The organism is Streptomyces sp. NPDC001890 (assembly GCF_042891445.1).
In the GTDB taxonomy this organism is placed as follows: Bacteria; Actinomycetota; Actinomycetes; order Streptomycetales; family Streptomycetaceae; genus Streptomyces.
In genome coordinates, this window is sequence record NZ_JBIATE010000029.1 from 20,841 (window position 1) to 32,900 (window position 12,060).

The 12,060-nt window shown below is 71.6% G+C and carries 9 protein-coding genes; 7 read left to right on the forward strand and 2 right to left on the reverse strand.

Annotated elements, in window-relative coordinates; genetic code table 11:
- Positions 1-54: 54 nt before the first annotated feature.
- Positions 55-4,770: a DEAD/DEAH box helicase gene (locus ACFYY1_RS36795; protein ID WP_388593453.1), complete on the reverse strand. Its 4,716-nt coding sequence runs from the start codon at positions 4,768-4,770 to the stop codon at positions 55-57.
- A 149-nt stretch (positions 4,771-4,919) separates the two neighbouring features.
- On the opposite strand from ACFYY1_RS36795, the gene ACFYY1_RS36800 reads away from it, so the two are divergent.
- Genes ACFYY1_RS36800 through ACFYY1_RS36810 form a run of 3 tightly spaced genes read left to right on the forward strand, consistent with a single transcriptional unit; the run spans position 4,920 to position 7,028 of the window.
- A complete protein-coding gene (locus tag ACFYY1_RS36800) occupies positions 4,920-5,789 on the forward strand; it encodes an AraC family transcriptional regulator (RefSeq protein ID WP_388593456.1) in 870 nt (289 codons plus the stop codon).
- 10 nt (positions 5,790-5,799) lie between these two features.
- Entirely contained in the window at positions 5,800-6,726 is a 927-nt protein-coding gene (locus ACFYY1_RS36805; protein ID WP_388593457.1) for an AzlC family ABC transporter permease, read from the forward strand.
- Positions 6,723-7,028, forward strand: a complete 306-nt coding sequence (locus ACFYY1_RS36810) for an AzlD domain-containing protein (protein WP_388593460.1) — start codon at positions 6,723-6,725, stop codon at positions 7,026-7,028. Before ACFYY1_RS36805 ends, ACFYY1_RS36810 begins: the two co-directional genes overlap by 4 nt.
- Before the next feature lie 80 nt (positions 7,029-7,108).
- Here ACFYY1_RS36810 and ACFYY1_RS36815 read toward each other — a convergent pair whose 3' ends face one another.
- Positions 7,109-8,023 carry a hypothetical protein gene (locus ACFYY1_RS36815; protein ID WP_388593463.1) on the reverse strand — a complete coding sequence of 305 codons (915 nt, stop codon included), beginning with the start codon at positions 8,021-8,023 and terminating at the stop codon, positions 7,109-7,111.
- Positions 8,024-8,102: 79 nt separating this feature from the next.
- On the opposite strand from ACFYY1_RS36815, the gene ACFYY1_RS36820 reads away from it, so the two are divergent.
- The 4 genes from ACFYY1_RS36820 (at position 8,103) to recX (ending at position 12,036) form a co-directional block, all read left to right on the forward strand.
- Complete coding sequence (locus ACFYY1_RS36820; protein WP_114247022.1) at positions 8,103-8,297, forward strand: DUF3046 domain-containing protein; 195 nt, start codon at positions 8,103-8,105, stop codon at positions 8,295-8,297.
- A gap of 267 nt (positions 8,298-8,564) precedes the next feature.
- Positions 8,565-9,761, forward strand: a complete 1,197-nt coding sequence (locus ACFYY1_RS36825; RefSeq protein WP_388593465.1) for an AI-2E family transporter — start codon at positions 8,565-8,567, stop codon at positions 9,759-9,761.
- Positions 9,762-10,161: 400 nt separating this feature from the next.
- Positions 10,162-11,289 carry a recombinase RecA gene (gene recA, locus ACFYY1_RS36830; RefSeq protein ID WP_388593468.1) on the forward strand — a complete coding sequence of 376 codons (1,128 nt, stop codon included), beginning with the start codon at positions 10,162-10,164 and terminating at the stop codon, positions 11,287-11,289.
- Between the two features lie 3 nt (positions 11,290-11,292).
- Positions 11,293-12,036, forward strand: coding sequence for a recombination regulator RecX (gene recX / locus ACFYY1_RS36835; protein ID WP_388593469.1), 744 nt, complete (start codon positions 11,293-11,295; stop codon positions 12,034-12,036).
- Positions 12,037-12,060: the final 24 nt, after the last annotated feature.

The window sequence follows — 12,060 nt, forward strand, 5'->3', positions numbered from 1 at the left end:
CGTCGTACGGTGTGCCGACGATGCGGTGGGCGAGGGATGGGGCGCGCTGTTGGTTCAGGCGCGCAGGCGGAGCCCCCTCGGGGTCGCGAGGAAGCCGGCTGCCTCCAAGGTGCGGCCGAGCGGGGAGGTCAGGGACGGCGCACCGTTGGTGCGCTCCACCGTGATCGTGCCGAGGGCGGCTGCTGCCAGTGCCCCGGCCGCCGCGAGGAGCGCCGGGTCGTCCGGGTCGGTGTGCCAGGCCAGCAGGGTCTTGCCGCCGCGCTCCATGTACATCGCGAGCTCTCCGTCGACCAGCACCACCAGGGCACCCGCCTTGCGGCCGGGCTTGTGCCCGGCGCCGTCCGGCGGCTCGGGCCAGGGCAGGGCGGCGCCGTACGCGTTGGCCGGGTCCGCCGCGGCGAGGACCAGGGCGTGGGGCGAGGCCCCCGGCTCCGCACGGTCGCGCGCGGTGGACGTGGCACGCAGCCGGTCCACCGCGCCGTCCATCGCGAACTGGGCCGCACCCAGGCCCTCGACGACATAGCCGCGCCGGGCCTGCCCGTTGTCCTCGAAGGCGGACAGCACGCGGTACGTCGCGGAGAAGCCGCCTTCGACGCCCTCGGCCTGGACCGCGCCCCGGGTCACCACCCCGTGGCGGTCGAGGAGTGTGCGGGCCAGGGCGTGGGCGCGGTGGGTGGGATCGGGTTCGGTGGCGGGCAGCAGGGACCAGCGGCCCGAGACGGTGGGCGGGCCGGTGCGGGACGCGGGCCGGGCGGCGGAGGTGAGCGAGCCGTAACGCCCGCGCGGGACATTGCGTCTGGCGCGGTGGGCGGTCGACCCCGCCGTGCGGCCGGAGCCGAGCAGCGAGCGCAGCGGGGCGAGCGTGTCATTGGTGAGCCGTCCCGACCAGGCCAGCTCCCAGATGGCGTCGGCGAGTTGCGGATCGGTGCAGTCCGGATGGGTGGTGGCGCGGACCTGATCGGCGATCTGCCGGAAGAACAGTCCGTATCCGCCGCTCAGCGCGGTCAGGACGGATTCGTGCAACGCGCTGAGCTCCAGCGGGTGCGGGGGCGGGAGGAGCAGGGGTGCGCTGTCGGCGAGGTAGAGGGACAGCCAGCCGTCCTTGCCGGGCAGCGCGCCCGCGCCGGCCCAGACGACCTCGCCGGTGGTGGTCAGCTCGTCGAGCATCGCGGGGGTGTAGCCCGTGACCCGGCCCGGCAGGATCAGCTTCTCCAGCGCCGACGCCGGAACGGGCGCGCCCTGCAACTGCTCGATGGCGCGGGCCAGTCCGTCGATTCCGCGCAGGCTGTTGCTGCCCAGATGCTGCCACTGGGGCAGGAAGCCGGCGAGGGCGGCGGGCGGGACCGGTTCCAGTTCGTGGCGGAGCGCGGCGAGCGAGCGGCGGCGCAACCGGCGCAGCACGGTGGCGTCACACCACTCCTGGCCGATACCGGCGGGATGGAACTCGCCCTGGACGATCCGGCCGGACGCGGAGAGCCGTTGCAACGCCCCGTCGGTGACGGCGGTACCGAGTCCGAAGCGGGTGGCGGCCGCGGTGGAGGTGAACGGGCCGTGCGTACGGGCGTACCTGCCGAGGAGATCGCCGAGCGGGTCCTTCACCGGTTCGGTGAACGCCTCGGGGACGCCGACCGGGAGGGCGGTGCCCAGTGCGTCCCGCAGGCGGCCCGCGTCCTCGATCGCCGCCCAGTGGACGGCCCCGCCGATCCGGACCCGGATGGCCCGGCGGGCCGAGGACAGCTCCGGGGCCCAGGACGGGTCGGCGCCGCGCTCCGCCAACTCCTCGTCGGTGAGCGGACCGAGGACCCTGAGGAGGTCGGCGACGCCTTCGACGTCCTTGATCCGGCGGTCCTCGGTCAGCCACTGGAGCTCCTGCTCCAGCTCGGCCAGGACATCCGCGTCGAGCAGCTCGCGCAGCTCCGCCTGGCCGAGGAGCTCCGCCAGCAGATGGGAGTCGAGGGAGAGCGCGGCGGCCCGCCGCTCGGCGAGGGGCGAGTCGCCCTCGTACAGGAACTGGGCGACGTAGCCGAACAGGAGCGAGCGCGCGAAGGGTGAGGGCTCCGGGGTGGTCACCTCGACCAGTCGGACCCGGCGCGCTTCGATGTCGCCCATGAGCTCTGTGAGGCCGGGGACGTCGAAGACGTCCTGTAGGCATTCGCGGACCGCTTCCAGGACGATGGGGAACGAGCCGAACTCCGATGCGACCTGGAGGAGTTGCGCGGCGCGCTGGCGCTGTTGCCACAGCGGGGTGCGTTTGCCGGGGCTGCGGCGCGGCAGCAGCAGGGCACGGGCCGCGCACTCTCGGAACCGGGAGGCGAACAGCGCCGAACCGCCCACCTGGTCGGTGACGATCTGGCCGATCTCGCCCTGCTCGAACGTCACGTCCGCCGCGCCGACAGGTGGTTGATCGCTGTCGTACGAGAGGTTCGGCAGCGGTGCCTGAGCCTGGGCCGGGCTGTGCGCCAGGTCCTGTGTCGGACCCGGCATCAGGTCCTGTGCCAGACCCCGCGTCAGGTCCTGCGTCAGGTCCTGCGCGGGGTCGAAGTCCAGGAGGTCCAGGCCCATCAGGTCGGCATCGGGCAGCCGGAGCACGATGCCGTCGTCGGCGTGCATCACCTGGGCGTCCATGCCGTACCGCTCGGCGAGGCGGGCGCTCAGCGCCAGTGCCCACGGCGCGTGCACCTGCGCGCCGAACGGGGAGTGGACCACGACCCGCCAGTCACCCAGCTCGTCACGGAACCGCTCGACGAGGATGGTCCGGTCGTCCGGCACGTGGCCGCAGGCGCGGCGCTGCTCGTCGATGTACGACAGGGTGTTGTCGGCGGCCCAGGTGTCGAGACCGGCGGCGAGCAGCCGTTCCCGGGCGTCCTCCTGCGACAGTGTGCCGATCTCGCGGAGGAACGCCCCCAGCGCACGCCCCAGCTCCAGCGGGCGGCCCAGCTGGTCGCCCTTCCAGAACGGCAGCCGGCCGGGAACGCCGGGGGCGGGCGACACCAGGACCCGGTCACGGGTGATGTCCTCGATCCGCCAGGACGTGGTGCCGAGCGTGAAGACATCGCCCACCCGGGATTCGTACACCATCTCCTCGTCGAGCTCACCGACCCGGCCGCCGCCCTTCTTCGGATCGGCGCCCGCGAGGAAGACCCCGAAAAGCCCCCGGTCGGGGATCGTTCCCCCGGAGGTGACGGCGAGCCGCTGTGCGCCGGGGCGGCCGGTGACCGTACCGGCCACCCGGTCCCAGACGACGCGGGGGCGCAGCTCGGCGAAGGCGTCGGAGGGGTAGCGGCCGGCGAGCATGTCCAGCACGGCGGTGAACGCGGACTCGGGCAGTGAGGCGAAGGGCGCGGCGCGGCGGACGGCCGCCAGCAGATCGTCCACCTGCCAGCTGTCCAGGGCGACCATGGCCACCAGCTGCTGGGCCAGCACGTCCAGCGGGTTGGACGGGACCCGGAGCGCCTCGATGGAGCCCTCGCGCATCCGCTCGGTGACCACGGCCGCCTGCACCAGATCGCCCCGGTACTTGGGGAAGACCACTCCGGTGGAGACCGCACCGACCTGGTGTCCGGCCCGGCCGACCCGCTGCAGGCCGGAGGCGACCGAGGGCGGCGACTCCACCTGGATCACCAGGTCGACCGCCCCCATGTCGATGCCCAGCTCCAGGCTGGAGGTGGCGACGACGGCCGGCAGCCGGCCCGCCTTGAGGTCCTCCTCGACCTGGGCGCGCTGTTCCTTGGAGACCGAGCCGTGGTGGGCGCGGGCGAGCAGCGCCGGGGCGCCCTTCGCGGCACCGGACTCGGCCATGATCTCGGCGGGCGAGTGGGACTCGGCGATCGTCTCGCCGGTGAGCCGCTCGTAGGCGATCTCGTTGAGCCGGTTGCACAGTCGCTCGGCGAGACGACGGGAATTGGCGAAGACGATGGTGGAGCGATGCTGCTGGACCAGGTCGACGATCCGCTCCTCGACGTGGGGCCAGATCGACGGCTTGTCCGCCTGGCCCGCCTGGTCGGGGTCGGTGGCGGGGGAGCCGCCGAGCTCGCCCAGATCCTCGACCGGGACGACCACCGACAGGTCGAACCGCTTGGTGGACGGCGGCTGGACGATCTCCACCTTGCCCCGGGGCGAGAGGAAGCGGGCCACCTCGTCGACCGGACGGACCGTCGCCGACAGGCCGATCCGCCGCGCGGGACGCGGCAGCAGCTCGTCCAGACGCTCCAGCGAAACGGCGAGATGGGCGCCACGCTTCGTGCCCGCCACGGCGTGCACCTCGTCGAGGATCACCGTCTCGACGCCGGACAGCGCCTCCCGGGCGGACGAGGTCAGCATCAGGAACAGTGATTCGGGCGTGGTGATCAGGATGTCCGGCGGCCGGGTCGCCATCGAGCGGCGCTCGGCGGGCGGGGTGTCGCCGGAGCGGATCCCCACCCGGACCTCGGGCTCGGGCAGCCCCAGGCGCACCGACTCCTGGCGGATGCCGGTCAGCGGCGAGCGGAGGTTGCGCTCCACATCGACCGCGAGCGCCTTGAGGGGCGACACGTACAGCACCCGGCAGCGCTTCTTCGCCTCGGCGGGCGGCGGGACGGACGCCAGGGCGTCCAGCGCGGCGAGGAACGCGGCGAGGGTCTTGCCGGAGCCGGTCGGCGCGACGACCAGCACGTCGGAACCCTCGCCGATCGCGCGCCAGGCGCCCTCCTGCGCGGCGGTGGGCGCGCTGAAGGCACCCGCGAACCAGCCGCGGGTCGCGGGTGAGAACGAATCGAGCGCAGAGCCGGTCATGCCCCCCATCGTGCACCCCGCCACTGACAACGCCCCCGACTCCGTGCGTGCCGCCATTCGCGACGGCCCCGAGGCCCTGCACCCCGGCTCACCTGCAAGGGCTCCGACCGCCCTCGGCGGCCACGCCCCGGAACTGCGAGAATTCGTGCATGGCGGCGATACCGGCCTCGGGATCGGGGGAGTGGGCGAGGTACTGGCAGTACGCGGAACTGCCCGACCTCGATCTGCTGCGTGCCCGCTATGTCCGCCACACTTTCCCGCGCCACAGCCACGAGGGCTATGTCTTCGGCACCATCAGCCGCGGAGTGGAGGACGTCGGACTGCCGGGCGGCACCGTCCACGCCGGCCCCGGCACCGTCGTCATGATCAACCCCGAGGTTCCGCACACGGCCCGCGCGGGAGTGCCGGAGGGCTGGGTCTACGCCACGCTCTACCCGTCGTCGCAGGTGATCAACGACATCGCGGCCGAGACGACGACCCTGCGCGGCACGGTCGGATTCACCGAGACCAGCGTCGTGGACCCGTACGCGGCCCGGCTGATCGGCGAGGTCCACCGGGCCGCCGAGGAGGGCAATGCGCTTGCCGCCGACACGGTGCTGAGGGTCATGGTCACGCGGCTGCTCGACCGGTACGGCAGCGTGCTGCCCACCCGCGCGCCCCGCTCGGCGGGCGCCCGCGACGCGGCGCGGGCCCGCGCGGTGCTGGAGGGGCGGATGGCGGCGCCGCCCACCCTGGAGGCGCTGGCGGCGGAGCTGGGAACGAGTCCGTTCGCGTTGCTGAGAGCCTTCAAGAAGCAGTACGGGATGCCGCCGCACGCCTGGCTCACCGATGCCCGGGTGCGGGCGGCGCGGCGGATGCTCGACGCGGGGACGGCACCCGCGGAGGCGGCCGCCGAGGTCGGCTTCACCGATCAGCCGCATCTCAATCGTCATTTCACCCGGATCGTGGGAGTACCACCCGGCGCGTACCAGCGCGAACGTGCAAGAACGTACAAGACCGGTCCTGATTTGCCCACGTAGCGTTCCGGTCGTGGCAGAACAGACAACACTCCCAGAGGGCGTCGGCGCATCGGCCGACGCACCCCACCGCGACGCGACCGGCCGAGGAGAGCAGCCGGACGCGGTCCGTGGGAAGCCGGCCGGTGCGGAGCCGGCCGGTGCGAAGCCGGACGCGGCCGTCGTGCGCGACGCACTCGGCGTCGGGATAGCCGTCGGGCTTTCCGGTTTCGCCTTCGGTGTGACCTCGGCCGGTTCCGGACTGAGCCTGTTGCAGACCTGCGCGCTCAGCCTCGCCGTCTTCACCGGCGCCTCGCAGTTCGCCCTCGTCGGCGCCCTCGCGGCGGGCGGCAACCCGTACACCGCGGCTGCCGGGGCCTTCTTCCTCGGCGTACGCAATTCTTTCTACGGTCTGCGGCTGTCGCAGCTGCTGGCGCTTCCCAAGGCGCTGCGACCCTTCGCCGCCCAGTGGGTCATCGACGAGACGACCGCCGTGACACTGCCGCAGCCGACCCGGCGGGCGGCACGGATCGGCTTCGCCGTCACCGGGCTGACCCTGTATGTGCTGTGGAACCTGACCACGCTGCTGGGGGCCCTGGGCGCCGAGGCGCTCGGCGACACCGACGCCTGGGGGCTGGACGCGGCATCGCCCGCGGTCTTCCTCGCTCTGCTCGCGCCGATGCTGAAGAGCACCACGGAACGCGTCACCGCCGCCATCGCGGTCCTGCTCGTGCTCGGGCTGCTGCCCGTGCTGCCCGCGGGCGTCCCCGTCCTGCTGTCCGCGCTCGCCGCACCCGCCGTCCTGTTCCTGGGCGGACGTGGGAAGGGCGCTGGCCGGGGAGCGGCCACCACGAAGAAGAGCACAAAGAACAACGCGAAGAGCGACACGGGCAGCGACACGAAGAACAGCACGAAGAACAACGCGAAGAACAGCACGAAGAGCACGGAGAAGGACCGATGAACGTCTGGATCGCCATCGCACTGACCGCCGTCGGCTGCTATCTCGCCAAGCTCGTCGGGCTGCTGGTGCCCGCCGGTGTGCTGGAACGCCCGCTCGCCCAGCGCCTCGCGGCACTCCTGCCCGTGGCGCTCCTGGCCGCCCTCACCGCGCAGCAGACGTTCGGCGACGGGCAGCACCTGGCACTGGACGCCAGGGGGGCCGGCCTTGCCGCAGCGGCGCTCGCGCTGGTCCTGCGCGCGCCGTTCCTCGTGGTCGTGGGCGCCGCCGTGGTCGTCACCGCGGGGGTACGTGCCCTCGGTTAGGCCCTGCCCCGCACGGACGGTAAGGGGCTCGGCTCCATGGACCGAGCCCCTTACCGTCCGGAGCCGGCCGGCACCGGGGCTCAGCCGAGGCTGCGGCCGTGGGCGCGCAGGGTCAGGAGTGCCTTGAGCGTCACGATGGGCCGCCCCTCCAGAGCCGTCCCCGGTGCCCACTGCCGCCAGTTGACCGGCCAGCCGCCGTCCGGCTGCTGCTCGGCCGCGAGATGGTCGAGCGAGCGGGAGAGCTCCTCGTCGGTGAACCAGTGCCGGGCGAGCGAATCGGGCGTACGGGCGTAGTCGTACGGAAAGTGCTGCTCACCCGGCGCGTAGCCGGCCGCGACCGGGTACTCGGCCCGCCGCTCCGGATCCAGTACGGCGAGACGCTGATCCCGCACCAGCCGCCCGAGCCGGTCGGCCGCCGCCTCCGCCCGCGCCCGGTCCGGAGCGCCGTCCAGGAAGGCGAGCGCCGCCTCGATCTCGTACGGATGCGACCGGTCCAGCGCGTCCACCGCGGCCCAGCAGAAATCGGTGGCCCGGAACAGCCAGGCGTGCCACACCGCGTTGCGGTGCAGGAGTCCGACGACGGGGCCGGTGGTCAACAGCTCCGCGGGGGGATCGTCGACGATCGGGATGAACGGCGCGGCGGGATAGCCGCGCTGCGTCGTCAGCAGAGCGGGCAGCGCGCCCTCCTTGGTCGACACCTGGGTGAGGAAGCGGCAGATCCGCTCCACCCGCAGTCCGTCGCAGCGCCCGATGGAGTCCAGCACATTGAGCGCGTGCGCGGTGTGCAGTGGCTGACTGACAGGGCCGCGCAGATCGGGTTCGAGCGCGTGCCCGTAGCCACCGTCCTCGTTCAGATAGGCGGCGAGCGCGGTTTCCACCGCGTCCGCACTTCCTTCCAGGAAGTGATGAGCGAACCGCCGTTGTTCCAGGACACGGGCCGTGAGCCAAATGAACTGCTCGGCTCGGTTGAGGGGACTTGTTCCGGTTCCAGCCATGGACCGACCGTAGGGCGGTAAGCGCTCTCGGCAAGACGTAGCGGCCCGGCTGCACTCTCAGGAGCGGGATACTGAGGTCATGCGGTTGACGATTTTCTGGGAACGGATGGCGGACCACTTCGGAGCCGGGTACGCCGACTCCTTCGCGCGTGATCATGTGATGGCCGAACTCGGCGGGCAGACGGTGCACCAGGCGCTGGCCGCGGGCTGGGAGACCAAGGACGTCTGGCGCGGTGTCTGTACCGCGGTCGGCATCCCGGCGGACAAGCGCTGACCTGGTGCGGACGAGCGCGGGCCCCGGCGTGGGCGAGCACTGACGTCGGTGTGGGCAAGCACTGACGTCGGAGAGGACAGGCGCTGACCCCGGTTCCATGGCCGTACCTGCGCTGTTGTCCGGGGCGGGCGGTTGGCTGTCGCAGCCGTAGGCGAGACTGGAACCGTGGTACCGACAGACGAGACAGCACAGACCCAGCCGCCTTCCACACCGCCCGTCCCGCCGGCCGCGCCACCCGCCGCGTCCGCCGGCGGCGGACCGGTGCGCATGCCCGCGTGGCTGCCGCGCGCCATGGTTCTCGCGCTGGCGCTCTATGCCTGCTTCCGGCTCGGCAGCTGGGCGTTCGACCAGCTCATCGGGCTGTTGATCAATGTCCTGATCGCGTTCTTCCTGGCGCTCGCCATCGAGCCGGCGGTGAGCCGGATGTCGGCGCGCGGCATGCGCCGCGGCCTCGCCACCTTCCTGGTCTTCCTGGTGGTGCTGATCGCCGGGGTGGGCTTCGTCGTGCTCCTCGGCTCGATGCTCGCGGGCCAGATCGTCGAGATGGTCGAGGAGTTCCCGAAGTATCTGGACTCGGTGATCAACTGGGTCAACCAGACCTTCCACACCGACCTCTCCAGGGTCGAGGTCCAGGACAGCCTGCTCCACTCCGACTGGCTGCAGAAGTACGTCCAGAACAGCGCGACCGGTGTGCTCGACGTCTCCACCACCGTGCTCGGAGGGCTGTTCCGTCTGCTGACGATCTTCCTGTTCTCGTTCTACTTCGCGGCCGACGGCCCCAGGCTGCGACGCGCCCTGTGCTCCGTGCTGCCGCCCGCCAGGCAGGCGGAGGTCCTGCGGGCCTGGGAGATCGCGGTCGACAAGACCGGCGGCTATCTCTACTCACGCGGTCTGATGGCCCTCATCTCCGGGATCGCGCACTACATCCTGCTGGTGATCCTCGGCGTTCCGTACGCGCCCGCGCTCGCCGTCTGGGTCGGGCTGGTCTCCCAGTTCATCCCCACGATCGGTACGTATCTGGCAGGCGCCCTGCCGATGCTGATCGCGTTCACCGTCGACCCCTGGTACGCGGTGTGGGTGCTCGGCTTCGTCGTGGTCTACCAGCAGTTCGAGAACTACGCACTGCAGCCCAAGCTCACCTCCAAGACCGTCGACATCCATCCGGCGGTCGCCTTCGGATCGGTCATCGCGGGCACGGCCCTGATGGGTGCCGTGGGCGCGCTGATCGCGATCCCGGCCGTCGCCACGCTCCAGGCGTTCCTCGGCGCGTACGTGAAGCGGTACGACGTGACGGACGACCCGCGGGTGCACGGCCACGGCCGGGGCCGACGACGTGGCGAGCCGCTGCTCACGCGGCTGCGCCGTTCCTGGCGGGCCCCCGAGAGCGATGACGGCGAGGGGAACGACGAGGGCGAAGGCGGACAGGGCGCTGCCGGGGGGCCGGAGGGCCCGGCGCACACCTGACCTCGTTCCTCAGTGACGCGCTTCCAGCGCGACACCCGGTGGTCCCGCGTGAGCGCGACCACAGCCCGGCCGACGAACGCCGGGCTCTCGGAGAGGGCGGGGGAACCGCTTTCTTTGCCGCTTTTGTCACTGCGTGGCCGGAATCTAGCATGGTGTTGATCGGCTGCTCCTGACCCCTCGGGGACGAGGTGCCAAGGGCCACCCCGGGGCGTGGATCGGCCCGGCGTGGTGCGCTTGACACTAAAATCGAACATCCATTCTCATGGGATTCCGGCCGGGTTTTCCCGGGCCCGACCGTGGAGTTGTCCACAGGCCGGGAGGACGTCGAGGCCCATTGTCAGTGGCAGGGGTTAGCGTCTTTGACGTGAAGCGATCGACTCAAGCAAATCGGGTGGAACCCATGGCAGGAAACGACCGCGAGAAGGCGCTGGACGCCGCACTCGCACAGATTGAACGGCAATTCGGCAAGGGCGCGGTGATGCGCCTCGGCGAGCGGCCGAACGAGCCCATCGAAGTGATTCCCACCGGGTCGACCGCCCTCGACGTGGCCCTCGGCGTCGGCGGCCTGCCGCGCGGCCGTGTGGTGGAGGTGTACGGACCGGAATCCTCCGGTAAGACGACGCTGACGCTCCACGCGGTGGCGAACGCGCAGAAGCTCGGTGGCTCGGTGGCCTTCATCGACGCGGAGCACGCCCTCGACCCCGAGTACGCGAAGAAGCTCGGTGTCGACATCGACAGCCTCATCCTGTCCCAGCCGGACAACGGCGAGCAGGCCCTTGAGATCGTGGACATGCTGGTCCGCTCCGGCGCCCTCGACCTGATCGTCATCGACTCCGTCGCAGCGCTCGTGCCGCGTGCGGAGATCGAGGGCGAGATGGGTGACTCGCACGTGGGTCTCCAGGCCCGTCTGATGAGCCAGGCACTCCGCAAGATCACGAGCGCGCTCAATCAGTCCAAGACCACCGCGATCTTCATCAACCAGCTCCGCGAGAAGATCGGTGTGATGTTCGGCTCGCCGGAGACCACGACCGGTGGCCGGGCGCTCAAGTTCTACGCCTCGGTGCGCCTCGACATCCGCCGGATCGAGACGCTGAAGGACGGCACCGACGCCGTTGGCAACCGCACCCGCGTCAAGGTCGTCAAGAACAAGGTCGCGCCGCCCTTCAAGCAGGCCGAGTTCGACATCCTCTACGGCCAGGGCATCAGCCGTGAGGGCGGTCTGATCGACATGGGCGTGGAGCACGGCTTCGTCCGCAAGGCCGGTGCCTGGTACACGTACGAGGGCGACCAGCTGGGCCAGGGCAAGGAGAATGCCCGCAACTTCCTCAAGGACAACCCCGACCTCGCCAACGAGATCGAGAAGAAGATCCTTGAGAAGCTGGGCATCGGTGTCCGGCCCGACGACAGCGCCGCCGAGTCCGGTGCGGACGCGGCAGCTGGTGCCGCGGCTCCGGCCGACAGCGCGAAGTCGGTGCCCGCTCCGGCCGGCAAGACCAAGCCGGCCAAGACCGCGGCGGCCAAGAGCTAGACCGTGACGCGTCGTACGGAGTGGCCGGTCAGCGCCACTGACCAGCACGCCGGACCCGGCCACGGAAGCACCGCCGGGTACATGGCCGGGTCCCGGGATGCGCACGAGCCGGAGGCCGGTGCCGGATCCGGCACCGGTCGCGGCACGGGCTCGGGCGCCGGATTCGGCGAGGGGGCGGGCCGTCGTGACCGCTCCCGCACCAGGAGCAGCGGCTCCCCTTCCTCGTCGAGGGCCGAGAAGGGGGAGCCGCGAGACCCGGTCGAGCAGGCGCGCAACATCTGCCTGCGACTGCTCACCGGGACCCCGCGCACCCGGAAGCAGCTCGCGGACGCCCTGCGCAAGCGGGAGATTCCGGACGAGGCAGCCGAAGAAGTGCTGTCGCGCTTCGAGGATGTCGGGCTGATCGACGACGCGGCGTTCGCCGACGCCTGGGTGGAGTCCCGGCACCACGGTCGCGGCCTGGCCCGCCGGGCCCTCGTCCGTGAGCTGCGCACCAAGGGGGTGGACTCGGCGGTCATCGACGAGGCCGTCGGGCAGCTCGACTCCGAGCAGGAGGAGGCGACCGCCCGGGAGCTGGTTGCGCGAAAACTGCGCTCCACACGTGGCCTGGAGCGCGACAAGCGGCTGCGCCGCCTTGCGGGCATGCTCGCCCGCAAGGGGTACGGGGAGGGCATGGCGCTGCGCGTGGTGCGGCAGGCGCTCGAAGAAGAGGGCGAGGACACGGAAGGCCTGGACGAGCCCTTCTGACCGGGTGCGTATCGGCGGGGTGGC

Coding starts and splice junctions, on each gene's coding strand:
- ACFYY1_RS36810 (WP_388593460.1), top strand. CDS start 6,723: ATGAACGTCTGGATCGCCATCGCACTGACCGCCGTCGGCTGCTATCTC.
- ACFYY1_RS36795 (WP_388593453.1), bottom strand. CDS start 4,770: ATGACCGGCTCTGCGCTCGATTCGTTCTCACCCGCGACCCGCGGCTGG.
- ACFYY1_RS36815 (WP_388593463.1), bottom strand. CDS start 8,023: ATGGCTGGAACCGGAACAAGTCCCCTCAACCGAGCCGAGCAGTTCATT.
- ACFYY1_RS36820 (WP_114247022.1), top strand. CDS start 8,103: ATGCGGTTGACGATTTTCTGGGAACGGATGGCGGACCACTTCGGAGCC.
- ACFYY1_RS36800 (WP_388593456.1), top strand. CDS start 4,920: ATGGCGGCGATACCGGCCTCGGGATCGGGGGAGTGGGCGAGGTACTGG.
- recA (WP_388593468.1), top strand. CDS start 10,162: ATGGCAGGAAACGACCGCGAGAAGGCGCTGGACGCCGCACTCGCACAG.
- ACFYY1_RS36825 (WP_388593465.1), top strand. CDS start 8,565: ATGCCCGCGTGGCTGCCGCGCGCCATGGTTCTCGCGCTGGCGCTCTAT.